At 38.1% G+C, this 25301-nt stretch carries 20 protein-coding genes, 1 tRNA gene and 1 pseudogene; 18 read left to right on the forward strand and 4 right to left on the reverse strand.

Going from position 1 to position 25301, the window contains the following annotated elements:
• The 18 genes and pseudogenes from ATS76_RS02675 to ATS76_RS02760 all read left to right on the forward strand — a co-directional run bounded on the left by ATS76_RS02675 (position 1) and on the right by ATS76_RS02760 (position 20790).
• A complete protein-coding gene (locus ATS76_RS02675) occupies positions 1-1332 on the forward strand; it encodes a restriction endonuclease subunit S (RefSeq protein WP_058550937.1) in 1332 nt (443 codons plus the stop codon).
• A 5-nt stretch (positions 1333-1337) separates the two neighbouring features.
• Positions 1338-2882 (forward strand): DUF262 domain-containing protein, encoded by a 1545-nt coding sequence (locus ATS76_RS02680; protein WP_082664314.1) that lies wholly within the window; start codon positions 1338-1340, stop codon positions 2880-2882.
• Positions 2879-4930: a DUF262 domain-containing protein gene (locus ATS76_RS02685; RefSeq protein ID WP_058550939.1), complete on the forward strand. Its 2052-nt coding sequence runs from the start codon at positions 2879-2881 to the stop codon at positions 4928-4930. The genes ATS76_RS02680 and ATS76_RS02685 overlap by 4 nt, the downstream gene beginning before the upstream one ends.
• Positions 4920-7682: an NERD domain-containing protein/DEAD/DEAH box helicase gene (locus tag ATS76_RS02690; RefSeq protein ID WP_058550940.1), complete on the forward strand. Its 2763-nt coding sequence runs from the start codon at positions 4920-4922 to the stop codon at positions 7680-7682. The genes ATS76_RS02685 and ATS76_RS02690 overlap by 11 nt, the downstream gene beginning before the upstream one ends.
• Entirely contained in the window at positions 7675-9087 is a 1413-nt protein-coding gene (locus tag ATS76_RS02695) for a DUF7017 domain-containing protein (RefSeq protein ID WP_058550941.1), read from the forward strand. The genes ATS76_RS02690 and ATS76_RS02695 overlap by 8 nt, the downstream gene beginning before the upstream one ends.
• Positions 9088-9099: 12 nt before the next feature.
• The gene (locus ATS76_RS02700) at positions 9100-12177 is read left to right on the forward strand and encodes a type I restriction endonuclease subunit R (protein WP_058550942.1); all 3078 of its coding nucleotides are present in this window, start codon (positions 9100-9102) and stop codon (positions 12175-12177) included.
• 32 nt (positions 12178-12209) lie between these two features.
• The gene (locus tag ATS76_RS02705) at positions 12210-12728 is read left to right on the forward strand and encodes a hypothetical protein (protein WP_058550943.1); all 519 of its coding nucleotides are present in this window, start codon (positions 12210-12212) and stop codon (positions 12726-12728) included.
• Positions 12729-12731: 3 nt separating this feature from the next.
• Entirely contained in the window at positions 12732-13610 is an 879-nt protein-coding gene (locus tag ATS76_RS02710) for a DUF4868 domain-containing protein (RefSeq protein WP_058550944.1), read from the forward strand.
• Positions 13611-13620: 10 nt separating this feature from the next.
• Positions 13621-14226: a hypothetical protein gene (locus ATS76_RS02715; protein ID WP_058550945.1), complete on the forward strand. Its 606-nt coding sequence runs from the start codon at positions 13621-13623 to the stop codon at positions 14224-14226.
• Between the two features lie 46 nt (positions 14227-14272).
• Positions 14273-15562, forward strand: a complete 1290-nt coding sequence (locus ATS76_RS02720) for a HEPN domain-containing protein (RefSeq protein WP_058550946.1) — start codon at positions 14273-14275, stop codon at positions 15560-15562.
• Between the two features lie 124 nt (positions 15563-15686).
• Positions 15687-15986: pseudogene (locus tag ATS76_RS02725) on the forward strand (thymidylate synthase); the annotation flags it as partial.
• A gap of 21 nt (positions 15987-16007) precedes the next feature.
• Positions 16008-16886 (forward strand): UTP--glucose-1-phosphate uridylyltransferase GalU, encoded by an 879-nt coding sequence (gene galU, locus ATS76_RS02730; RefSeq protein WP_058550948.1) that lies wholly within the window; start codon positions 16008-16010, stop codon positions 16884-16886.
• A gap of 339 nt (positions 16887-17225) precedes the next feature.
• On the forward strand, positions 17226-17915 hold the full coding sequence (locus ATS76_RS02735) for an SPOR domain-containing protein (protein ID WP_058550949.1): 690 nt from the start codon (positions 17226-17228) through the stop codon (positions 17913-17915).
• A 77-nt stretch (positions 17916-17992) separates the two neighbouring features.
• Positions 17993-18592, forward strand: coding sequence for an SPOR domain-containing protein (locus ATS76_RS02740; protein ID WP_058550950.1), 600 nt, complete (start codon positions 17993-17995; stop codon positions 18590-18592).
• Positions 18593-18640: 48 nt separating this feature from the next.
• Positions 18641-19234, forward strand: a complete 594-nt coding sequence (locus ATS76_RS02745) for a FlgO family outer membrane protein (protein ID WP_058550951.1) — start codon at positions 18641-18643, stop codon at positions 19232-19234.
• A gap of 13 nt (positions 19235-19247) precedes the next feature.
• Positions 19248-19940, forward strand: coding sequence for a FlgO family outer membrane protein (locus ATS76_RS02750; RefSeq protein WP_058551053.1), 693 nt, complete (start codon positions 19248-19250; stop codon positions 19938-19940).
• Between the two features lie 7 nt (positions 19941-19947).
• Positions 19948-20640: a FlgO family outer membrane protein gene (locus ATS76_RS02755; protein ID WP_058550952.1), complete on the forward strand. Its 693-nt coding sequence runs from the start codon at positions 19948-19950 to the stop codon at positions 20638-20640.
• Between the two features lie 75 nt (positions 20641-20715).
• Positions 20716-20790, forward strand: a tRNA-Arg gene (locus ATS76_RS02760).
• A 173-nt stretch (positions 20791-20963) separates the two neighbouring features.
• On the opposite strand, the gene ATS76_RS02765 is transcribed toward ATS76_RS02760, so the two are convergent.
• From ATS76_RS02765 to ATS76_RS02780, 4 genes are all read right to left on the reverse strand, one after another.
• Positions 20964-21371, reverse strand: coding sequence for a DUF1206 domain-containing protein (locus ATS76_RS02765; RefSeq protein ID WP_058550953.1), 408 nt, complete (start codon positions 21369-21371; stop codon positions 20964-20966).
• A 94-nt stretch (positions 21372-21465) separates the two neighbouring features.
• Positions 21466-22323 (reverse strand): hypothetical protein, encoded by an 858-nt coding sequence (locus tag ATS76_RS02770; protein ID WP_058550954.1) that lies wholly within the window; start codon positions 22321-22323, stop codon positions 21466-21468.
• A 404-nt stretch (positions 22324-22727) separates the two neighbouring features.
• Positions 22728-23660: an exopolyphosphatase gene (locus tag ATS76_RS02775; RefSeq protein WP_010555880.1), complete on the reverse strand. Its 933-nt coding sequence runs from the start codon at positions 23658-23660 to the stop codon at positions 22728-22730.
• A gap of 145 nt (positions 23661-23805) precedes the next feature.
• Positions 23806-25254, reverse strand: coding sequence for a dihydrolipoyl dehydrogenase (locus ATS76_RS02780; protein ID WP_058550955.1), 1449 nt, complete (start codon positions 25252-25254; stop codon positions 23806-23808).
• Positions 25255-25301 lie beyond the last annotated feature (47 nt).

A 25301-nucleotide genomic window follows, 5' to 3' on the forward strand; every position in this document is an offset into this window, starting at 1 on the left:
ATGGCTGAGTTAGCATCTATGTCTAAGTATGAGGCATATAAAGACTCAGGTGAAGGTTGGATTAGTAAAGTACCTGAACATTGGGAAATAAAAAAACTAAAACACATCTTTTTCGAGAAAAAGCATACTCAAAATATGAGTCTAAATTGTGGATCAATTAGCTTTGGTAAAGTCGTTACTAAAGATGATGATAAAATCCCTCATTCAACTAAGGCTTCATATCAAGAGGTGTTAAGCGGTGAGTTTTTAATAAATCCTCTTAATCTAAATTACGATTTAATAAGTTTAAGAATAGGATTGTCAGAAATAGACGTTGTAGTTAGCGCTGGATATATCGTGCTAAAAAATAAAGTAAATATGAGCAAAGAGTACTTTAAATACTTACTACATAGATATGATGTTGCCTATATGAAATTGCTTGGTTCAGGTGTTCGCCAAACAATTAATTTTAATCATATAGCCAATAGCTTGCTATTAATGCCTCCGATGCATGAACAAACTGCCATTGCCAACTTTCTCGATAAAAAAACTGCGCAAATTGATGAAGCTATTGCCATCAAAGAGAAGCAAATTGAGCTGTTAAAAGAGCGCAAGCAAATCATCATCCAACAAGCAGTTACTCAAGGTTTAAATCCAGCCGTGCCAATGAAAGATTCTGGTGTCGATTGGATTGGTAAAATACCTGAGCATTGGAATGAAGTAACGAAAATTAAATATATTTCATCTTTGAAGGGGCGACAAGGGTGGCAAGGTTTAAAAGCTGAAGAATATACAGATGAAGGACCACATGTTTTAAGTAGTGCTCACTTTAATAATTATATTATCAATTGGAATAAATGCCCTCGTGTTTCTTACGAAAGGTATTTGATGGATACAAATATTCAATTGCAAATAGGCGATATCTTGCTCATGAAAGATGGAGCAAATATGGGAAAACTTGCATTTGTCAGTGATTTACCCGGTCCTGCTTGTTTGAATAGTCATTTGCTTTTATTTAGGTCTTTGAAAGATAAACACAGTGGCAATATTTACTTCAATTCGAAGTATATGTTTTTCCACATGATGTGTGTAGAGTTTCAAGACTACGTCAAAATCAACGGAACTGGCGCTACTTTCTTGGGTATTTCTCAAGAATCTATCGGAAACTATCAACTATGTTTACCTCCGATGGATGAGCAAGAAATGATTGTATCTTTTCTAGAGAAAGAGAGCTTGCGTTATGATGAAGCTATAAGCCAACAACAAGCACAGATAGAAAAACTCAAAGAATATAAAACCACACTAATTAACAGCGCTGTAACGGGCAAAATTAAAGTACCGGGAGTGGTTTAGTAGGGATGACTAAGCGTAAGGATGTAGTAAACAACCCAATGGACATTGCCGTTACCAGTGTAACGGCTGCTCAGTTATTCTCTGGCGATGTAATCGATGTTGATAAAGAGTCGCAAACTGACTTTAAGGCGCGATTAAACCTTCCTGAATATCAGCGGCCCTACAAATGGTCTCCTAGCGATGTAGAAGCTTTATTAGGTGACCTAGAGGCTTATTTTAATACGAATACTGAAATGATTGATTCGCAGAGTAAGCATGATAAACCGATGCTCTATTTAGGCAGTGTGGTGTTGCATCAGGTTACTAATGGCTCTGAAACTATTTTAAATATTATTGATGGTCAACAGCGTATTACGACCTTGCAGTTGATTTGCATGGCAATTGCAGCAAAAAATGGTAACAGTTACTCCCTGCCAAATATGCACTATGGTTCGCCAAGCAGTCATGAGCGCATAGCCAAAAACTATCGATGGCTAACAGCACAATCGCTCCCGGAGTCTTTGCTAGCACTCGATTTAAACCGTATTAACTTTACAGTTGTAATCACACAATCTGAAGATGAAGCCTATCGTTTTTTTGAAACCCAAAATACAGGTGGCGTAAGACTATCTGGCCCACAAGTCATTAAAGCCCACCATTTACGTGCGATACCCAGTGAAATACAAAATAACTTTGCGAGAAAGTGGGAGTCATTTAACTACTTAGATGGTGTAGTTAATAGGCTACTTAAAGCGAGGCGCTGGCAGGCATTGGGTTTTAAACCTGTTCCTTCTCACCGAACACCTGAAAATGTTAAAAAAGCAATTGTAAAAGAGTTTGCCGAGAACACGGGCGGTAAAAATGAAGATTTAGCCTTTAGCCGTGGCGCTCAAATAAAAAGTTTATCAGGAGCAATATCACAGCAACTTGTTGATGGCTATTTAGCTAAGCAGCCCCTAAATGCAGGTATAAATACGGTTAATTATTTAGCTTATTTTAATGAGTTATATCACACCTTGATGGTTGAGCAGTCTCAACCTTACTTAGAGCCATTTTATTCGTTTTACAACGAGGTGGTGTTAAAGGCAAATAACAGCGATTTTTTAACGGAATTATTTGATATTGCTATTTTGCTATACGTTAGTGAATTTGGAACAGAGCATCTTAATGAAGCCTGTTTTTGGTTAGCTCGATGTGTTTTTTCTATTCGACTTTACAATGAAAAAACAGTTAGAGAAGATTCTATTTCTTCATTTGTTAATAAGTACCCCTTACTAGATTGGATAACCACGGCTTATGAGCACAAGCAGCTAGTTACAATGTTGCAAAGTTTTGAGCGAGATATAACACCCGATAACATTGGAATATCAGATAGAGACAGTAAGCTTGCTCGTGGTGTGAAGCAAAAATTCTTAAAAGGTTATGCTAAGTTTTTTAACATACTTATAGCTGAGCGCACTGGTAACCAAATAGCTGAGTCTTTTGATGCTGATTTAAAACAAGGCATAGCGAACAAATTAGCAGAGCTAAAAGAGCCTAATATTAAAATATTACAGGAGTGTGTAGCATGAGTTTACCTTTATCTAACAACACTTCTAGCGTTAGTCAGGTCGAAACAAAAGTGCAAACGCCACAAGATTTATTAATAAAAAAAATCGCGTTTGAAATCCCATCTTATCAGCGGCCTTATGTGTGGGGCGGTGAAGGCGTTTTAAAGCTGTTACAGGACATAGAACAAGCATTTATCGCCAAAGAGCATCAATATTATATTGGCACTGTGCTTTCTTCTCAATTGCCGAAAAAAGCTAACAAAGATGCCTCCGTGAGCTTTGAATTGATCGATGGGCAACAGCGCATGACTACCTTAATGCTAATTGCCATTGCATTTAAAAAAGCCAATGTTGATTGTGAGCTTTCAAACGTTGCGATATTAGAGAATTCTCCTCGTGTTACGTTTTCAATTAGAGAAATGGTACAAGGTTTATTGTGCTCATGGACTGATTTAGAGTTTACCCATAAGCCCTCTGATGAAGATATTCATAAGAACGAGTACACCAAACATTTAGCCGAAGCGTTAAATACGGCAACGAGCTTTATTAAAGAAATACGTAAGGACAGTAAAAAAGGTGAAGCGCATTTAGTTGATTTTGCTAAGTACTTTCATCAGCAAGTGCGTTGGGTTAACAACATTATTCCTGCTGGAACCGATTTAAATAAACTGTTCGCGACTATGAATACCAGTGGTGTGCAGTTAGAGCAATCCGATATTTTAAAATCGAAACTATTAGGTAAGCTGAGCAAAAACCGCCAAGAGTATGATGGCTTGTGGCAAGTGTGCGAAAACCTAAATAACTACTTTGAGCGCAATGTGAGGCGAGTGTTTACAGCTTCTGACTGGAAAGAAATTCAAGATGTAGAGCTAGCTAGTTTTGACAAAACAAAGTTTAAGCTTGCCGATGCCCCTTTGTATCAAGATGGTGTAGATACTGAATCTGATAATGTTAGAGGACTAACGCTTGAAGAGATTGTAAGTGATGTATCATTGTTAGGTAAGTCTGAGTCTACAAAGGGCACTAACAGCAATGCTAACGATACAGATGATGAAGTATATTGCCGTTCTATTATTAGTTTTCCGCTGCTTTTAATTCATACATTTAGAATCTATAACGCTCAATCAGGCAATGATGACATTGAGAGCCGTGTTAATGGTGAGCGCCTTAATCAAGCATTTGAATCGTTTGTAATAAATGCTTCTGAATCTGAAGTAATTAAGTTTTTAGATTGCTTATGGCAAGTACGCTACCAATTTGATAAGTGGGTTGTGAAGTGGGTAGAAAAGGGCGAAGAGTCCACGGCAGTTTTACGATTAAGTAATGTTAATTTCTCAAAGACTCAAAGCAGATTAAACCGAGTACCTACAGAAATTACAGAACTAAGCCAACTTCAAAGCGTTCGATACTTCACAGGTGAACGAAGCGCTCAGTATTGGCTTACATCTTTTCTAGGCTGGTTAGTTAAAAACAATACGGAAGATAAAAATATAGTACTGGCTAAGTTAGAAGATATTGATAATAAGATGTCACTCGCTTTGTTCCATGCCGAACTTAGCCAAAAGCAGGCAAGTTTTAACTACCTTACGAAAACAGAAGGCAGTTTTGGATCTTCAAATGAAATGAGTGATTATTTAAAGCAAATCAACGGCACTGGGTTTGAGCATTATTGGTTTCAGAAGCTGGAATATGTGCTCTGGAAAAATGAACAAAATAGAACTGACGAGAAATTCAAAAAATACCGTATTAGCTCAAAAAATTCTGTTGAGCATGTTCACCCGCAACATGAAGAATACGATATGCGGCTAGAAGGTAGCTATTTGGATGCTTTTGGCAACCTTGTGTTACTGAGTCCGGGTGAAAATTCGTCCTACAGTAATCAAACCGTTGGTAAAAAACAGGAAGACTTCAAAGCTAAACCAGTATATGACTCACTCAAGTTAAAACAAATTTTTGAGTTGAAGGAAAACGATGAGTGGGACAAAGACAAGATTAAGCAGCATCAAAAAGAGATGATCTGTTTATTGGAACAGCATTATTCAGGACGAGAGGCATTTAATGGGATTTAAAGCTTTCAGAGGGAGCGCATTTAACCACAGTCATGAGAACCAAGCGTTTAATGCTTTGCATGATATGCTGCAAGCAGAGTGGGATGAACGTGATGATCAGTTATATTTGTTCGGTAACTTTTTTGTTGCAGGCAAAGAGTTTGATGCATTAATCGTTAAGAATAATGCGATCATTGTTATCGATTTCAAAAATTTTGGGGGTGAGCTAACATTTTCTGAAAATGGCCCTTGGTACTGTGATGATGTTGTTGTTAAAGGCGGTAACAGTCGAAATCCATTTTTACAGCTTCGCAGCAATAAGTTTGCTCTACTCGATTACATAAAAAGCGGGCATATTGAAATTCAATCTAAACCAAACCTTGGTCATATAGCGGGTTTAGTGATTTTTCATCAACCAATAGAAATAGATGATACTCAGATACCACAACAAATTAAGAGTTGGTTTCATATATGTGACTTAAGTAAAGCTATTCGAACAATTGACGGTATAGCAAGCGCAGAGATTGATATGTCTTTGCATGAGCTTAATATGATTGCTGATGCTTTTGCCGCGCCTGAATACTTCCCTGATGGTAAGCCTGTTACTAGAGCAATATCTGTTGAGCCTTATACCTCATTCGAAACTGAATTTACGCCTATTGGGTTTCAAAAAACAGCCTTAGAACAAGCAGAGCGATGGTTAACATCTGATATATGTGCTTTGGTTGTGAAAGGCATGTCTAGCACGGGTAAACGAACCCTAGTTAGAGAAATAATTAAGCGAATAGAGAATAAAAATAAGAGTTTGTTGCTCTTGGCCCCGAATGCTCGAATTGCAAATAAGTATACCGAGATGGGGCTTGGAGAGTTTAACTCAATATATCAAGTACTCTACAGCAGTAAGAGTGATGGAGTAGTAAAGAAATCAAATGGCGTTGAGTTAGCTAAGCACCCTGTGATACTTAGTAGCGAACAAGTTAAAGACAAAGTTTTGGTAGTTGTCGAGTCACATTTAATCAGCAATAGTTACTATGACATGGATAATGCGATTTTTGGGTCAGGCCATATGGTTAATGATCTATTAACTGCGTTTGAGAATAATCCGCCAAAATTACTTTTGGTTGGCGACCCATATCAACTATCTCGTGGCGACTTAGACCAATGTTTGCTATCCGGTCAAGCTATTCGAGACAAAGAACTAACGATAGACGAAGCATTTTTAGAACAACAGATCGAGTCAGAACCTAAAGAGTTACATGACTTTCAGTTTGAAATTGCACAGCAGATGCAACACAAACACTTTAATAAACTGCCTATTGCAGATAGTGAAGTTGTATCACAGATAGAAAATAGTCCTACAATTGGTACTGATATAACATCAGGGCGTTATCACGGTGTTTATTTAACAGCGTTGAATGATATGGCTCAAAAAATCAATTTTGCGGCTAAGCAAAAAGTTCTAAAACAAGCCAACCCTTATGTTCTAAATGCTGGAGATCTTATTGATTTCCACACAAGTTCACCAGTGATTAGCCCAAAAAATATATCGGTTGATATAGAGTCCAGCAATGACTGGGTGCATTCAGGAGAAATAGCTAGCGTTACTGAGGTTGATGACAAGATTGATACCATTGAGTTACAGCTAAAAGGCCGCGATATGCCGACAGTTGTGCGTATAGGTTATTTGAATTGCCGAGTGCCAAGCTTAGGTGATGTGAACGTTTCTTATATTATTGATTATTTACATGCGGATAAGCCGGAATTAAGTACTGATCAAATGTTAGTGCTAAGTATTAAGGCAAGAGAGCAAGCTGTCGAAGCATTTAAAGGGCTTAAAGGTAAATTGGACAGCATCAATGACAAGAAATCTGATGAATATTTATCAGAGAAGAAAAAGTATTCTGAATTAATACAAAATCATATCGCCCATAGTCCTTTATTAAATGCGGCTAGAATTCGATATGCATACGCCATGACGGTACATAGAGCGCAAGGAAGGCAATGGAATTTAGTTTATTTGGATGCTAGTAGAGGCCCTAGTGGTGACTCTATTACCAATGATGGTTTTTTTAGGTTTTTATATACAGCAAGTATGTCTGCTGAAAATGGTTTGAAGTTACTTAAATACCCTAAATTAACTCCGCTATATCAGACTCAATTCATTCCAAACAACAATTGTAAAATTGGAATGTTTCCTGTAAGCAAAGGCTTTAACTATCAAATTCCTGAACGAGCAGAATTAGAAAAATTCAATTATCCCGTTGGAATGAATACTGATGTAGTTGAGCTTAAAGCTATTTGCTTTTCCGTATCAAATTGTCTTAGTAACTCTTCGTGGCGGATCAGTGAATTAAAGCAGCATAGCTATCAAGAGCTTTATACTTTTGAGCACAGTACGGGTAAGAAAGTTCGTGTTCGATTTACCTATGACAAAAATATTAAAGTCAAAACATTAGCTTTTCCTGATGAGTCAAAAGAGCCGAGTTTAAGCGAAGAATTAAAAACACTCTTAGCAAGCGAAATAACGTTTGATGAATCTAGACTAAATACGGCTCTACAATCACTTCGAAATTTTGTAGAAGAATTAGGTTTCGAAATAGTTGACGCGAAGCGTTCAGGTGACTGGGAGATGCAAGTTCTTTGCGCGAAGGATAAAGAGGCTATTCAGTTAAAAACTTGGGTAATAAAAACTGGGTTATTATCGAAAATAATGCCTGAAAAAGCGACCTCTGAAGAGGTTATAGGTCTTTTTAAGGAAGCTTTAAATGAGTAGTGAAGTATTTGCACAAATTCGAGAACTGAAGCAGCAAGGCAATTTTGTTGATGCATGGAATTGTGGTTACGTAGTTTTTCAAAACGAACCACAAAATACATATTTAAGAACTTCCTTATTTTGGATTTGCTATGCGGCAATAAAGGCGATTCAAGACCCGATTTTAGCTAGAGAAAACAAAGCCCCGAATGGTAATGAACAAGAAATTGTTAATTCATGGATTAATTGCCTTGCTGAATTAAACCTTCCGGTTCCATGTGAAGAGTTAGACTTCCGATTTTTCAATTTGTTTAAGGGCTGTGGAGAGCACTACGAGTCTTATATCCAGATGTTAACTTACTATGGCTCTAATCTTTATCAACCAGCCGATTTAGAGCCATATAAAACAGAAAAAGGTGAGTCTCCAAGCCTAGTTGTTAGATTAGCAAGGCAAACGAGTAAAGCGTGGTTATTACACCATAAAGAATGGAACCTAAGTTTAGAAAGTATTTTAGATTTACTAAATTATGCGCTTAATAGTGCCCTCGATAGAAACAAAGTTTGGCTTCAGTATGATACTTGTAAATGCCTAGCTAGTGTCGGAAAGTTCAATGAAGCGAGGAATATTGCAATAAAAATTATAAAGAGCAAAGTATCAGAGCCTTGGGCTTGGAGGGCATTAGCTGATACTTATATTAGTCAAGACTCCAAAGCTGCAATATCCTGTTATTGCAAAGGTATTTTAAGTTCTCATGAACCCCCAGCTAGCGTACCGATGTATTTTGGTCTGGCTCAATTATTTGCTTATAGAGAAGAGTTTGGTTTTGCTTCAGCAGCATTGAGTAAATTAATAGAAATATACAACGCAAATGGCTGGCAAATAAAACCAGAGCATGAAGAGCTTATTCAGCAAGGGTGGTTTGATGCCTCTGCTATTGAATCGGTTAACTTTAATGAAGTTATTAAAACCAGAGCAAATGATGCCCTTCAATATGCAACCAAGAAGTTAGAAGTGGCGGTGGGTATTGTTGATTCGCATCACCGTTCAGGTAAGAGATTTAGTATATATCTTGACTTAAACAAAAAAGTAACCGCAAGAAAAGGTGTGCTTTTTGGTAAAGGATTACCAGAGGTAGGAACGTGGCTAGAGTTAAAACTTGCTAATGACGGACAGCAGTTAGAAGTATTGGAAGCGCACAAGGTTGAACCAAAACAAAGTGAGAGAGTGAAATTAATTGAAGGCACTCTAAAGCTCAATCCCAAGGGCTTTGGCTTTGTTGATGATGCTTTCGTTGCTCCTTATTTATTGAACGGTTTTAACGATCAAGAGTATGTCAAAGCAACAAAAATTTGGGACAAAGATCCCAAGAAAGGAACCCCTAGTTGGCGTGTAATAAAAATAGTTAAAAGCCAGTCAACGCATTAAGGAGAATAAGAAATGGTTAGTCAAACAAACGAACAAGCATTAGAAGCTGCGATAGAAAAAGCATTAACGGGAACTTGCCTAGAAGACATTAAAGCAGGTGTGCAAGAAGCTGCACCTGATTTTGGCAACAAGTTTTATAAGCTTGGTAAACCAACCGACTTTGATATGCATTATGCGTTAGACACTAATTATTTCTGGCAGTTTTTAGAAAATACGCAAGAAGATGAGTTGGAAAAACTTAAGCGTAATAGCCCGAATGATTGGCAGCGTAAAGTGCTAGAACGTTTTGACAGACTAATCAAAAAACACGGCATCTTGCATCTGCTCAAAAAAGGGTTGAGTGTAGATGACGCGCATTTAAACTTAATGTACCCAGCACCACTGGCAAGTAGTAGTGACAAAGTTCACCAGAACTTTGCGGCAAATATTTTCAGCGCAACTAGACAGCTTCATTATTCAAAAGCAAACCCGCTTCAAGAGATCGACATGGTGCTGTTCATCAATGGTATTCCTTTAATAACACTAGAACTTAAAAATGCATGGACGGGACAAACAGCTAGATATCACGGTCAAAAGCAGTATCGTAATGATAGAGATATAACTCAACCCTTACTGCAATTTAGTCGTTGTTTAGTTCATATGGCGGTTGATACCGATGAGGTGTATATGACCACGAAGCTTGCAGGTAAAAGTACTTTCTTCTTGCCATTCAACAAAGGTAATGGACATGGACAAGGTAATCCACCAAACATGTTCGGTCATAAGACAGCGTATTTGTGGGAGGAAGTGTTTACTAAAGAAAGCTTGGCTAACATTATTCAACATTTTGTTCGCTTAGATGGTTCAAGCAAAGATGATCTCAAAAAGCGCACGCTTTTCTTCCCTCGTTACCATCAAATGGATGTTGTTCGTAAGTTAGTAAATCATGCCGCCACGCATGGCGTGGGTCAAACCTATTTGATTCAGCATTCGGCTGGATCTGGTAAATCCAACTCGATTACATGGGCTGCATACCAGCTTATTGAAACTTATCCACAATCAGAAGATGTAGCGGGAAGTAGAGGTGTAGAACAGCCGTTATTTGATTCTGTGATTGTTGTAACGGACAGAAGGCTTTTAGATAAACAGCTAAGAGATAATATTAAAGAGTTTTCTGAAGTTAAGAATATTGTTGCTCCTGCTTTTAAATCATCAGAACTCAAGTCAGCACTTGAAAATGGTAAGAAAATTATTATCACCACGATTCAAAAATTCCCTTTCATTATTGACGGTATTAGTGATTTAAGTGATAAACGTTTTGCTGTGATCATTGATGAAGCGCATAGCTCTCAGTCCGGATCTGCTCACGACAACATGAACCGAGCGATGGGTAAATCTGAAATAGAGGAAGCTGAAGACGCTCAAGATAAAGTGCTTCAAGCCATGCGCTCAAGAAAGATGCGAGGTAACGCATCTTACTTAGCATTCACAGCAACACCAAAAAACAGTACTTTAGAGAAATTCGGGCAGCAGCAAGAAGACGGTAGTTTTAAGCCATTCCATCTGTATTCAATGAAGCAAGCGATTGAGGAAGGCTTTATTCTTGATGTCATAGCGAATTACACCACTTATAAAAGTTACTATGAGATTGAAAAGTCAATTCAGGACAACCCTGACTTTGATACCAAAAAAGCTCAGAAGCGACTTCGTGCATATGTAGAGACAAGCCAACAAACCATTGATACAAAAGCTGAGATCATGCTTGAGCATTTCATACCGCAAGTGGTGAATAGTAAAAAGTTAAAAGGTAAAGCAAAAGGAATGGTAATAACTCAAAATATTGAAACAGCTATTCGTTATTACAAAGCTATAACTAGGTTACTAGAGCTGCAAGGCAATCCGTTTAAAGCTGTTATAGCGTTTTCAGGAGTCAAAGAAGTTGATGGTATTGAATATACCGAAGCAGATATGAATGGCTTTCCTGAGGGAGACACTAAAGATTATTTCGATGTTAACTTTAAGCGTAAAGACCCTAGTGATCCAATTCCAAAGCATATAAATCAAGACGAATACCGTTTATTAATTGTTGCAAACAAATATCTTACGGGTTTTGACCAGCCAAAACTGTGCGCAATGTACGTTGATAAAAGACTAGCGAGTGTACTTTGTGTTCAAGCGTTGTCTCGTCTCAACCGCTCAGCACCGAAACTTGGCAAAAAGACCGAAGACTTGTTTGTTTTAGATTTCTTCAATAATGTTGATGATATTAAAACATCATTTGATCCTTTCTATACCTCAACAACCTTATCAGAGGCCACTGACATTAATGTATTGCATGAGTTGAAAGATTCGATGGATGATGTCGGTGTATACGAATGGCATGAGGTTGAAGATTTTATTAAACGTTACTTCAATGACGAAGATGCACAGACACTTAGTCCAATTATTGATACCGCTGCCAACCGTTTTAACTATGAATTAGAGCTTGAAGACGAAGATAAAGTTGATTTCAAAGTAAAAGCGAAACAGTTCGTGAAAATATATGGGCAGATGGCTTCAATCATGCCATACGAAATTGTTGCATGGGAAAAGCTATTTTGGTTTCTAAAATTTTTAATACCAAAGCTTATTGTTATAGATCCTGATTCAGCAGCGCTTGATGAATTATTAGAGGCTGTTGATTTAAGTTCTTATGGCCTTCAACGGGTTAAGTTGAACTATGGTATTGGACTTGATGCTGAAGAAACAGAATTAGCGCCGCAGAATCCTAATCCACGAGGTGCGCATGGCGGAAAGGAAGAACGAGACCCGTTAGATGATATTATCAAGAACTTTAACGAAAGATGGTTCCAAGGCTGGAGTGCAACTCCAGAGGAGCAGAAAGTTAAGTTTATTAATATTGCAGAAAGTATTAAACAGCACCCAGATTTTGAAGCTAAATACCAAAACAACCCGGACCCACATAACCGAGAGCTAGCATTCGAAAAAATGCTTAAAGAGGTAATGTTGGCAAGACGTAAAGATGAGTTAGATCTATATAAACTATTTGCAAATGATCCAGCTTTTAAAGTCTCTTGGATGCAGAGTATGCAAAGAACGGTTGGTTTATAGTTGATATTTTCAAATGGAGTTGGAGAGTCTAAATGACTAAACTTGCAAAGCTTTTCTTGGTTTTAACTTCTACGGCCCCAATACTTTTAACATTGGCCTTTGTAGAGTTTTTGACTAAGAAAAACTGGTCGATAATCATACCTTTAGTAGTGGTTGTTTTGCTTTTTACTGTGTTTTGCTTCTATGTATTGAATCAAGCGCCAAAAAAGCTAGAAGTATTTAACATTAATAGTATCTCAATCAAACCTGCTGATAATGAAATTGTTGGCTTTGTTTTGGCCTATTTGGTTCCAATTCTCAATGCTAGTTACAATGAAGTAAACTTTGCGCTTATGGGCTTTATATACTTGCTATTTGTAGTAATAGCATGGAATAGCAACGCTTATCATTTTAACCCGCTTTTGGGTGTTCTTGGGTATAACGCGTATGAAGTTACAACTAAAGAAAATATTACCTATGTGCTCTTAACTAGAAAGACAATTAGAAAAAACGCTGATGTAAATTCAGTTTGTCAACTAACACAATATATGCTGCTTGATATAAGGAAATAAAAAATGACAACTCGGAACAATTTCTTTGTTTTGGTAAAAGATGGAAATGAAATAGAAGTAAAAAGGATAGCGCTTGGTAATGAGTTGCAAGTTGAGCTTACGACTATGTTTTCTCACCAAGAAGCTGAATTTTTGAATAATGACACTCAAGTCATACCATTTGACGGTCAGTATAAGCCTGAGCACGATGAAGTATTGGCAATAGGTGGGTTTGACCTTCCACAAGTATTCAAAGACGCGATTGATAGTCCTATGACGTTGGAGCCTTTGCACTTTAATGAGGAAACAAACTCGAAAATAGTTGCCGTTTTCTGTGGTTCTAATGATGGCGATGAAGGTTATACAGTCTTGGTTCAGTTGTTTGAGGGTACTCGTTTAATCAAGCCAAATATGATGAATATTGTGTTTGGAGCAAATGATGAATTTCAAAAACTTGAATATTACGGGATGACTCTTGATTCCAAATTGATTGCCCTCTACAAAGACAACCAATTGCACTTCAAGTCATATCACTTTACAAGGCGAGTATTTGACCTTTCCAATCATTATAGAGAAGCCACTAATCAAGAGGTGTTGGCACTTGCTAGTCATCAACACTTTACTGCAATTGAAGAAGAAGCGTTCTTGCTTATGGCTGATCATGTTGTTAGGCAAACAATCGCAAGAATTCAAAGAAACGATGTACTTGAGACATTCTCAGTGCAAGACTTAAGTGCGAAAGCAAATGAAGTTAATTTCGATATTGAAGTGAGTGATGGTGAGATAGTCTTACCCAATGTAAAAAAAGAATTAAAGCTTGTGCTTAGTTTTCTTGATGACCAAATGTTCTTGGGGCCTATAACTGGGCAAACAAGGGTATCTAATTCAAGTCGAGTTATATAAAGGTGCAGATTTGAATTTTTCAATTGATGACATGGAACTTTACCTTTCGGTATGTGCACTGGTAATTTCTTTAGCAGCTTATTTAAATCATCGAAAAACACGAAAGTTGGCGGAAAATACTTATCAGATAGCCTTGTCTACCAAGCACGTAACAGAAATTGAATATTTTAAAACAATGCCATCAATTGAGATAGTTGATGTTGTAAGTGTTGATGATTTAGATCGAGTTATTTTGCACTTATCAAATATGAGAACAACACCATTCAAAATAAATAGTGTTGATGTAGCAAGGTTTTCGCCTAAGAAAAGGTCAATTTCAAACTATATCAAAGCTAAACTTGATTCAAATTTTGACTGGGATTTCGAGAAAGTTATTGGGTATAAATGGAATCCGATGGGCGACTTGGGATATTCAGAGAAATATATATCAGAAGCTGTAGAGTTTCTAACCGTAAAAGAACAAGAAAGAATATTAGTAACTATTCCTGACTTTAGTGAATACAGAACCTATCGGTTTACTGTGAATACTAGTCATGGAAATGTGAGTTTGTCTGGAACTGCCTCAAAAGAAGGCAAAGTTCATTTTTGTAATGAGTTTCATCAGTCGTTTTCATAAACGATTGCTTTAAAACTCTGTTTTCTTTATTTAAAAAGGAAGAACATTGAACGTAGAATATTTAGTTGTAATAGATGCAAAGGAACCTATCTGCAAGTCGGTTGATTCATTTGGAAATTTGCTTCAAGCTAATGACGGCATTAAGATCAGTGGCGATAAAATTACATATGCTGATTGTAGTTTTGGCTATGATGTCAGCTTTGATAATGTAGATAGTTCCATTCAACGATATTTCCACTTGACCCTAACTCTATTTGATACTCGAAATGAGAGCCAGTTCTTAGAGTTGCTTAGATTGCTAAAATCTATTATTGGTAAAATCAGTGGAAGACAGCCAGAGGTATTGTGGGACGATATCTCAAGTAACCGCTGCAATGAAGCTTATCCTGTAATACATGAAACTGAGAACTTACTTAGAAAACTGATTACAAAATTCATGTTTGCTAACTTAGGGCTAAGGTGGACAAAAGAGGCCGTGCCTGTAGAAGTTGATAACTCGATAAAAGGTGACAACATCGATGATGAAAAATCAACCAGAGCTAAAAAGTCCTCTAATCGTTCAGGCAACTACCTTTACCAATTAGATTTTATTCAATTGTCAAAGTTACTTTTTAAGGAATATGCAACAGGCAGCCTAGACAAAGTAAATGAAAAAATCTCTAAGGCTACTTCAATCGAAAGCTTAGATATCGATGAGCTACGAGAGTTAGTTCCTCAATCGAATTGGCAACGGTACTTTTCTCCTATAGTTAATTGCAATAGTTCTTTCTTAGAAAAAAAGTGGAGTCGACTCTATGACCTGAGATGTAAAGTTGCTCACAATCGATTCATAACAGAAGATGAGCTGAATGAAATAAAGAAAGGAACTCAAGAAGTTAATAAGGTTTTTGAAGAAGCGATAGATAAGCTTAAGCAAGTTAATGTCACTGAGGAGCAAAAAGAAGAAATTGCTGAGAACCTAATCTCTACTTCAAGTGAGGAGTTTTCCCAGTTTTCTAAAAATTGGGAAAGGCTATTGTTGTCGCTAAGGGACTTTACTGACTACATTCCTAAGAATGCTGAAGAAAAAGAACAGTATGAAGTACTTTCAAACTGGGAAGAACTTACGCAGTTTGCCCAAAATAAAAAGTACCTTAGTGAGGAATTTATTAAAACTATGTCAAAGTTGAATGAGTTTAGAAATAAGGTCATTCATAATCCAGATTTCGATTTAGCAAGTGCAAACATATTAGAAAAAAATACTTTGATAGGCATGCTAGAAAATGATATCTGTGAACAAATCGGTGGACTAGAGATCAGTTACTCTAGAATGATGGAGGCTGCTTGGCATCAGTAAACCATTAAATGCTAAATGGTTCTAATTTAGCTACATACAGTGCATAATTTTAAAATGCACTGTATGATATGTTGCAAAATCAGTTAATTTTTATCGTATTGTGCACAAATTAGGGGTTGTAAAACCTTTGGGGCTAAATTTCAATCAAATTCAATGCTTTGTGTTGCTTGCTCTGGTCGCTCAAATTACCGGTCATAAACCGGGTAAGGCATATCATAAAATAGCTAATGCTCATATTTACGAAAATCAGCTCGAGTTAATGCGCGACGTACAGCTTAAACGCGAACCATTTGAATCGCCCAAGCTTACAATTAACCCAAAGATTAAGTCACTAGAAGACATAGAAACCTGGGTTACCCGAGACGACTTTGAAGTAACTGGCTATCAATGCCACGACGCAATTCAATATCCATTTTCAGTATAATAACCGATTAAGGAAAACAACATGAAAGCAGTGATCCCAGTAGCGGGCCTTGGTACACGCATGCTACCAGCCACTAAAGCAATTCCTAAAGAGATGCTTCCTGTAGTAGACCGTCCTTTAATACAATACGTAGTTAACGAAGCGGTATGTGCAGGCATAAAAGAAATTGTACTTGTAACGCACTCAAGTAAAAACTCTATTGAAAACCATTTTGATACCAGCTTTGAATTAGAGGCAACGCTTGAAAAGCGTGTTAAGCGGCAATTACTTGCCGAAGTACAAGCCATTTGCCCTAAAGACGTAACAATAATTCACGTACGCCAAGGTGAAGCAAAAGGGCTAGGTCATGCTATTAACTGTGCAGCCCCAATTATTGGTAACGAACCTTTTGTGGTTATTTTACCCGATGTGATCATAGACGACGTTGAAAGCGATCTTAAAAAAGACAACCTCGCCGAGATGATCGCTCATTTTGAACAAACAAAACACAACCAAATAATGGTAGAGCCTGTACCAATGCAGGAAGTTGATAAGTTTGGAGTAGTGGATTTAGGTAGCACCGAAATAGCGCAAGGTGAAAGCTCGCCTATTGTTAACATGGTAGAAAAGCCACCGGTTGACGAGGCTCCTTCAAACCTAGCCGTGGTTGGGCGTTATGTGTTAAGTGAAAATATTTGGCCGCTACTCGCAAAAACTCCACAGGGTGCTGGCGATGAAATTCAGCTTACCGATGCTATTGCCATGCTTATGCAAAGTGAAAAAGTAGATGCGTACGCAATGAAAGGCCGAAGCCACGATTGCGGTAGTAAAATTGGTTATTTAAAAGCAACCATTGAGTTTGCACTTCGTCGTGATGAATTTGCCGATGAGCTAAAAACATTTATTAAAACACTCATATAACCGTTTACATTAAATCAGCAAAAGGCGCCTAATTAGGCGCCTTTTTTATTGTTTTTTGCATAATTTGTTTTTTTAATGTAAAAATTAGAATAGTTTTGATTACTTTACAGACATAATGTAATTTATGTTGTAATGTTTATTTTAAGTGGCATTAAAATTGTATTGAAAAGTGTTCTCATGAAGGAGTCAAAAAAACATAAGCCTATTGAATTAAATACGTTTATGTACATAAAGGGCTAGGGTATGGCTCGAAAACTTAAAGTAAGGTTAAACGCTTTCTAAAGAGGATGTTTAACTGAAATGTAAGTGTGATTACACTGCTTTCAGGACAGCGAATAAATGTTAATAAATAATAAAAACATAACAGGATTACTTTTAAGCCTGCTGATACTGCTATTTGGTACAGCATGCTCGATTACACCTGAAGTAAAATCAGTCCCCACACTTGAAAAGCAAACCAATTCGCCCGAGTATGTACCTATTACTGCATTAGAGCTTGCTCAGTTAAAAGATGCAGCATTGCAATGGCAGCAAGCCAGAGCAGGTATAGAGCGTATTTTAAAGCTAGAAAAAGAAATTACCTACCTTGTTAATCACATAGATATTATTAACAGTAAAGCAATAGCTCAGTCTAGTCAGCCTACAAGCAACTCGTACAGCACGCGAACAATTCACAATCAGCAAGCTGCAAGGTCACGTAGCCAAAGTGTTAACCAATACAGAAACAAAAAGCAGACAGTTAAGCTTAATACACCAAGGCATATTTTTGCTTTGCAAGTAGCATCGGTTGATTCAGAAAAAGACATAGCAAAAGCGTGGAAAGAGCTAAATACCAAAGCAGCACCTCTATTCAGAAAAAAAATACTAACCAATGTTGAAACCGCAAAAATAAATAAAAAAACGTTTTATAGGCTTAAACTAGGGTCGTACCAAAATCTAAAAAATGCCAAAGCAGACTGTGAAGTATTTAAAGTATACAAGCTCGACTGCATAGTCAGTAACTACACAGATAAACCAGTAAAGCTGTAGTTAAAATAGAAACTTGCTAAAAAATTATTTATCCATAAAATACCTCACCATAGTCAAAAGGATGGTAGGTAAAAAGTATGGTTATTAAAAAGGAATTTATTAATACATTATTTTGTATTGGGTTTTTGTTGTACCTAACTGCGTGCAGTTCACAAAAAAAAGTACAACCAAGTTTAGCGACATCAAATACCGTTCTTATTTCAAATACTGACTTACAAGCACTTAAGCAATCGGCTAAAGAGTGGAAAACAGTTGAGCCCAAAGTTAACGATTTACTTGAATTAGAAGGCCAGCTTTCAAAGCTGACGACTCGCTTAAAAGCCATTGACGAAAACAATGTGGCCCAGAAAAACACCGCTTTAACACCCCCTGCAACAGAAAGTATTTTAAAAAGTGATCAGGCTTTTTTTGCTATTCAGGTGGCAGCATTTAATAGTGAAGCTAAATTAAATACCGAAATGGCTAATTTAAAACGTAAAATACCTGCGTTTTTTAACACTAATTTAGCGGTCAATATTGAAACTAAAGTAATAAAAACCAATACATTTTATCGTTTAAAGTTAGGCGCATATAAAACAAGTAAACAGGCAACAACCGATTGCGAAGCATTAAAACGGCAAAAAGTGAGTTGTTTTGTCACTTATTACACGCAGCAAAAACCACAACCACCCCTCTAGGCATAATAATTGCTTAGTCTCTTGTATGATCACAAGAGGATGGCAACTATGCGCCTTTTACTACCCTTATTACTAATTAACTTGGCCGGGTGCAGTTTAATTCCTGAACCCGAGCCGAGTGTGAGCACGTATGCCCCCAAAGCAGCGATGGCCCCTTTTACAGTAAGTGACTACGTGCACAACTTAACTGTGCAATTAAGTCATTTAAAGGGCCCATTAAGCAACAATACTCGCATAGGGGTTAGTAGCTTTTACTTTGCAGATGCGCTCGATTCTAAGCTAATGACGCAACAAGTGTCGGGCTTAAGCCAACAAATACAAGAAAGTATACTCACTAAAATGACGCAAATGGGTTATCACACGGTCGAATACCGCTTAGCTAATAATCTACACTTATCTCATAACGCCGATAGTGCGTTAACGCGAAATTTAGAACAGCTACGAGAACGCCAAAATATTGACCTTATAATTACAGGCACTGTTACACGCCAACAGCATGCATACATTGTCAATGCGCGTATGGTTAACATTAGCAACAAACAAGTTTTATCTGCTGGCAGTACCGAGATCCCAATCAATGTAATGTGGGGTAATGAAAAAATTCAGCAGCGCGATGGCTTACTTTATCGCAGTGAATATTAACGAGGAGCACACAATGAGAAACTTATTAATCACGCTATGTTTGCCATTAGGGTTTGGCTGTTCGCAAATAACGAACACAACTAGCACCGACTCAGCGGTTGCGCAAAGTAACCAAGCACCGCTGCTGGCTACAAGCCAACGTAAAGTAAGTGCTCCAGTTAACCATGATAACGTGTTTCAGTCGGGATTAGCTCAGCAAACTAACTACACTAAATCGACGCCGCCAATGCATAAAAATATAAATCACTATGTGCGCGGAATAATGCAAGACATGGTCGAAAACTTACAATACGTTAATGACAAAACACCGCTAGCGGTATCAAGCTTTGTATTTTTAGACGACGATTACAGTAATGGCAGTTTATTAGGGAATCAAATTGCAGAAAGCTTTATGCATGAGCTCCATAATTTTGGTGTACCTGTCATTGATTTTAAAACCACCGATTATGTTCGTGTAACGCAAACCGGCGACTTTGTTTTTAGCCGAGACTACCTAGAGCTCGACCCAGAGCAAAACTTTCAATATGTATTGGCAGGCACATTAGTAAGCCATCAAGGCGGAGTTTTAGTAAATGCACGAATTGTTGGCTTAACCAGTAAGGCTGTTGTTGGTTCGGCGCAAGGGTTTTTACCGCAATCAGTGATTGATGCGTTAAATGGCAACTACCGTACCGATGGCATTATGCTAAAACAAGCGAGTGAGTGAGGTGAGTATGCGCTTTACACTAAACACCAATTTACGGACGTTATCAATAGCAGGGTTAGTCGTTGCTCTATCTGGTTGCTCACTAACACACCACCATGTGCATGATTCAAATACACACACAGCAACGCAAGCAAATAACGACTACATGCTAAATGGTGATTACGATGCACAAACACACAACCAAACTGTGCAGCTAGACAATGATTACGATACGTCAAAACCTTTTAAGCCACTAAAGCATCATAAAACGCTTGTTAATTACGTAGAGCAAATGGCATTAGACTTAGTTGACACACTCGAGTACGACGCAGAGGCCGATACATTGGTTAATATTGCTGTAAGCACATTGGTAAACCTTGACTCGTCACTCAATAAAAGTAACCAGTTGGGTAACCAAATATCAGAAACACTAATACATCAACTACAAAAGTTTGGTTACAGTGTGGTTGATTTTAAAACCACCAACACAATAGACGTAAACAGACGTGGTGACTTTGTGTTTTCGCGAAATATTAAAAAGCTAAGTGAAGAGCACATGGCAAGCCATGTATTAGCGGGCACCTTAATTTACAGACAAAACGGTGTAGTAATAAATACACGCGTTATAAATGTTAACACCAAACAGATTGTGGCCAGCAGCCGAGAGCTTATTCCGCATTATGTACTAAGTAAAGAAGACATATATTTATCAAGTAATTAACTCAAATTCCCATTGATTTAAACCTTGATATTGAAAATCAGATGCCGTTATAATTTAACTCTAGCACACCGCTGTGGCCTCTTAGTTAAATGGATATAACGGCCCCCTCCTAAGGGGCAGTTGCAGGTTCGATTCCTGCAGGGGCTACCAATAAAATCAATGAGTTATGCTTCATCACGTCTGCTTTTCAATTTCTGTGTAGCACATATGTAGCGTCGTAAATTGAAATATAAAGAATTTAGCGCTGTCCTTTTATTAAAATAGCTAAATTACATTCAGGCTGCTTTGTGCCAATTGAGGACACTCATAACCTTAGTCACTTGTTATTTTTTGCTGTTTCTGACTAGCAAATACACTCCAAAAATTACTAAACATATTCCAATTCCTGCTGATAAATAAACGTGAAAATAAAATTTATCTGGGTTGTCTGCCAATGTAACTAATACTTCTTTGCTTCTATGTTTATGAATGATGCCTTTTTCTTCTGCCAAAAAACCCCAGAGAAGAAAAAACGCTCCGATAGCAATTATGAAGTAAGATTTGAAATCACTTTCTTGGTTGCCCATTTCAGCTTCTAATTCGCTGAGAACTTCATCACTAGACCTTTCTGGTTTAGAAAGTTCATCTTGAAGCCGTCTGTAGTTCTCAGGAAATTTTTCACTATCAATGCTATCCAAAGCTTCGTACAGCTCTTTTAAGGAGTATTTTGAATAGTCTATTTTTTTACTCAAAACAACCTCTGAAAAACATAACGTCGCCAGCAGGGGACGAAAAACCAGAGCGAAGCGGCGGCTTTTTGTTCCCTCTGGCTGGCCTTGTTAAGCATTATTGAAGCTCGATATATATTCTATAGAGATCACCCTTGTAGCGTTCTCCATATACTTGATATCCGCCGTCACCATATACGGTCCTGACACATATTCCAGCACCAGTGTGCCCTTTTTCGAATTTAAGCTCACCGTAGCTTTCTTTTGAGCGGCTTGCATAAAGCGCCCCAGGGAGAGAGTAGGTGTATTCACGTTCTATTTCTATAGGGATTAACTTTCCTTCTTTAGCAAGCTCGTTAGGTGTTTTCCCTAGCTCTTCAATCACATCTTCATAATGCTCAAAGTCGACGCCATACTGGTATATTTTTCCGTTTTCGGTGTATTTATGGAGCCTTATATCCTCGTACTCGACATCTTTTCGCCAATACCTATCCGCGTACATAGGATCAGTAATAAGTATTGATGCAGAATCAACAAATATTTCCCCTAGATGCTCATACTCAATTTCTGATTCTGGTATGACGATTTCCTCATCGGAATCTAAGTCGTAGTAGGTTAGCGCCCTGCCAATGTAGGTGGCCTTTTCAAGTTCATGCTTTAGCCGCGTTACTTCACGATTTTTGCTAGACAGTAGCTCTAAATCTCCGTCCTTATCTTCACTTAATCGCCTGATTTCTTCTTCGCGGAGCTTAATGCGTTTAGATAGGACTTCCTCAATATACTCAGGCGTTTTCTTTTCGAAATCAGAAGCTTTATCTTTCCAGAGCTGTAAATTCTTCTCGATTATTTTTATTTGCTCATCTTTGGCAGAAACCGTTGATCGCAAATTTTTTATATATGCTACGTAGATCCAGCCCGCAACCAGCAGAGCAACACCATTTGAGCCAGCTTGAAGGTAGTTTAGTAATTCCTGCATATCTCTCCTTTGGTGTGCTTAACATGTTTATAGCGAGCGAATTGCACGTTTTTCTACCACAGCGTCGCTCGTTTATTTAAATCACTTATTTGTAACAAACTTCTTAACTATTTGCCAGCACTACCAAAATATAGACGTTCTGGTTTTTACTTAAGGGCAAAAATGAGCGATTAGGTCGTTTTCTTGACTATGCAAGCAATATACTTTGACGAAATTGAAAAGTAACTGTTAACGACTACTTCTCGTTCAAAGCTGCTTTTAAAAAACCTAAAATATTAATAACTATTGAGTTGAAGCGTTAGTAAAACAGTTATTTTTATAGCTAAAAATTTATAACTACACATAAAAAAGCGAGTAAATGAAAATTTACTCGCTTTTTTATTTTGATATTTAATCGTTAGTAATTAGCCATCATTAGTAATTTTATCGATCAGCTCAGTGAGTACTGTGTCGGCTTGGCTGGTCTCTACTTGGCAGGTGCCTGCATTTAAATGGCCGCCGCCGCCGTATTTAAGGCATAACTCACCTACGTTTGTGTTTGAGCTGCGGTTAGTAATTGACTTACCAATTGCATACACTACGTTTTGCTTTTTAAGCCCCCACATTTTATGAATTGAAATATTGCAGTCGGGGTACATAGCGTAAATTACAAAGCGGTTGGTGGCGTAAATGGTTTCTTCTTGAGTTAGATCTAATACCACTAGGTTTTTATGCACTGTTGCGCACTGTGTTATTTGTGCTTTTGCTTTTTCGTTGTGCTCATTATAAAGCGCAACTCGCTCTGCAACATCTTCCATTTGCAAAATGTCGTCGATGCTTTGATCTTTACATGCATCAATTAGTTTCATCATTAATTGGTAGTTTGAAATTTTAAATTCGCGGAAGCGGCCCAAGCCTGTGCGGGCATCCATTATAAAGTTCATTAACACCCAGTCGGTTGGATTGAGTATTTCGTCTTTTGAAAACTGTGCCGCATCGCCTTTGTCTACAGCGTCCATCATGTCTACTGAAATATTAGGAAATTTTTCAGCGCCACCGTAGTAGTCGTATACTACACGCGCAGCAGAAGGCGCTTTAGGGTCAATTATGTGATTTTTAATGTCGCTTGCGTTTCGAACGGTTTCACTTAAGTGGTGGTCAAATGCTATGTGACAACCCGCTACGTAGGGAAGGTTAGTGGTAATATCGTTAGCGGTGATGTCTATTTTTCCATCTTGCATGTCTTTTGGGTGTACAAACAAAATGTCATCAATTAGATCTAAATCTTTTAGTAGTACAGCACATACAAGGCCATCAAAATCGCTACGAGTGACTAGTCTAAATTTATTATTGGGCATAGCTATTCCATCTTTTTAATTAAATTACACATTGAGTGTAACAGCTAAACTATTTTTTGAGATACCAGTGCTTAAAAATTATATAAATAAAAAAGCCAAAACAGACGTTTTGGCTTTTTGATAGCAAGTGTTTATTTTTTGTAAGTTATGCGCCTGGGCCACATTCCATGCAGTGGTTAATGATATCTGGGCCAAACTTAAGCTTGGCGTTTAAATCGCGCAGTGCGGTGCGTAAGCCTTCTTCAATAACCGGGTGGTAATACGGCATATTAAGCATTTGTGGTACGGTCATTTTATTTTGTACTGCCCATGCAAGCAGATGCGCTATGTGCTCGGCTTGTGGGCCAATAAATTCGGCGCCTAAAAATAAGCCGGTGCCTTGCTCTGCGTATACACGCATATGGCCCTTATTTTTAAGCATTACGCGGCTCCTGCCTTGATTTTCAAAGCTTACTTCGCCTACTTCAAAACAGCCACATGAACCTAAACGGTCTGTTATTTGGGTAAAGCTTTCACCTACCATGGCTATTTGTGGGTCGCTGAATACTGCGGCAATTTTGGCCCTGCGTAGGCCAATGCGTACATCTGGAAAACGCCCTGCATTTTGCCCTGCAATGGTTCCCTGATCAGACGCCTCGTGAAGTAGCGGGATCATGTTGCTGGCATCGCCGGCTATGAATATGTTTGATTCGCCACATTGCATTGTATGCGGATCGGCATGCGGTACACCGCGCTCGTCAAGCTCTATGCCTGTATTTTCGAGGCCTAGTTTGTCAACATTGGGGACTCGGCCTGTTGCGGCTAGCACATAGTCAAACTGTTCAGTGTGTTTTTCACCTTGCTTGTCGGTGTATGTAAGCTGTGCTTTGTCGCCCACTTGCATCATGTCTGATACATTTGAGTCGGTATCAACAAAAAATTCTTTTGCAAAAACTGTATTTGCATAGTCTTTTACTACGGGGTCGGTGAGGGGGCCAATAGCGCCACCAACGCCAAATAATTTTACATTAACGCCTAAGCGACTAAGTGCTTGACCTATTTCAAGGCCAATTACGCCCGGGCCAAATACGGCAACAGATTCTGGTAGGTCGTCCCAATCAAATACGTCGTCGTTAATGATTAATTTGTCACCAAAATTATTAAATACACCAGGGTATGAAGGGCGAGAGCCTGTGGCTATAACAAAACGCTTGGCTGTAATAATAGTATGGTCATCAATTTGTACACGGTTTGCATCTAAAAATTTAGCGTAACCTTTAATTTTGTCTTCGTCAGGAAGTTCATCTACGGCTTCAACTACGAATCCTGCAAAACGATCGCGTTCACTTTTAACGCGTGACATAACTGCTTTGCCGTCTATTACAGGCTTTGAGCTATGCACACCAAATGCAGGTGCCATTTCGATAGAGTGCGCAGCTTCTGCTGCAGCTATCAATAATTTACTCGGCATACAGCCAACGCGTGCGCAGGTTGTGCCATAGGGACCTGATTCGATCATAAGTACGTTAGGGGTAAACTGTTTGGCGTTTCGGTATGCACTGAGTCCTGCGGTACCTGCGCCAATAACTACTACGTCGGTTTGCAATTGTTTCATCGTTTTTTTCCTTTAGTAAATAGGGGCGCTTGGCCCCTATTTAAAAT

The sequence above is a fragment of the Pseudoalteromonas sp. 10-33 genome (assembly GCF_001469195.1).
GTDB lineage: Bacteria > Pseudomonadota > Gammaproteobacteria > Enterobacterales > Alteromonadaceae > Pseudoalteromonas.

Coding starts and splice junctions, on each gene's coding strand:
- ATS76_RS02695 (WP_058550941.1), top strand. CDS start 7,675: ATGAGTAGTGAAGTATTTGCACAAATTCGAGAACTGAAGCAGCAAGGC.
- ATS76_RS02685 (WP_058550939.1), top strand. CDS start 2,879: ATGAGTTTACCTTTATCTAACAACACTTCTAGCGTTAGTCAGGTCGAA.
- ATS76_RS02690 (WP_058550940.1), top strand. CDS start 4,920: ATGGGATTTAAAGCTTTCAGAGGGAGCGCATTTAACCACAGTCATGAG.
- ATS76_RS02735 (WP_058550949.1), top strand. CDS start 17,226: ATGTTAATAAATAATAAAAACATAACAGGATTACTTTTAAGCCTGCTG.
- ATS76_RS02710 (WP_058550944.1), top strand. CDS start 12,732: ATGACAACTCGGAACAATTTCTTTGTTTTGGTAAAAGATGGAAATGAA.
- ATS76_RS02680 (WP_082664314.1), top strand. CDS start 1,338: ATGACTAAGCGTAAGGATGTAGTAAACAACCCAATGGACATTGCCGTT.
- ATS76_RS02705 (WP_058550943.1), top strand. CDS start 12,210: ATGACTAAACTTGCAAAGCTTTTCTTGGTTTTAACTTCTACGGCCCCA.
- ATS76_RS02755 (WP_058550952.1), top strand. CDS start 19,948: ATGCGCTTTACACTAAACACCAATTTACGGACGTTATCAATAGCAGGG.
- ATS76_RS02775 (WP_010555880.1), bottom strand. CDS start 23,660: ATGCCCAATAATAAATTTAGACTAGTCACTCGTAGCGATTTTGATGGC.
- ATS76_RS02770 (WP_058550954.1), bottom strand. CDS start 22,323: ATGCAGGAATTACTAAACTACCTTCAAGCTGGCTCAAATGGTGTTGCT.
- galU (WP_058550948.1), top strand. CDS start 16,008: ATGAAAGCAGTGATCCCAGTAGCGGGCCTTGGTACACGCATGCTACCA.
- ATS76_RS02740 (WP_058550950.1), top strand. CDS start 17,993: ATGGTTATTAAAAAGGAATTTATTAATACATTATTTTGTATTGGGTTT.
- ATS76_RS02750 (WP_058551053.1), top strand. CDS start 19,248: ATGAGAAACTTATTAATCACGCTATGTTTGCCATTAGGGTTTGGCTGT.
- ATS76_RS02700 (WP_058550942.1), top strand. CDS start 9,100: ATGGTTAGTCAAACAAACGAACAAGCATTAGAAGCTGCGATAGAAAAA.
- ATS76_RS02745 (WP_058550951.1), top strand. CDS start 18,641: ATGCGCCTTTTACTACCCTTATTACTAATTAACTTGGCCGGGTGCAGT.
- ATS76_RS02675 (WP_058550937.1), top strand. CDS start 1: ATGGCTGAGTTAGCATCTATGTCTAAGTATGAGGCATATAAAGACTCA.
- ATS76_RS02780 (WP_058550955.1), bottom strand. CDS start 25,254: ATGAAACAATTGCAAACCGACGTAGTAGTTATTGGCGCAGGTACCGCA.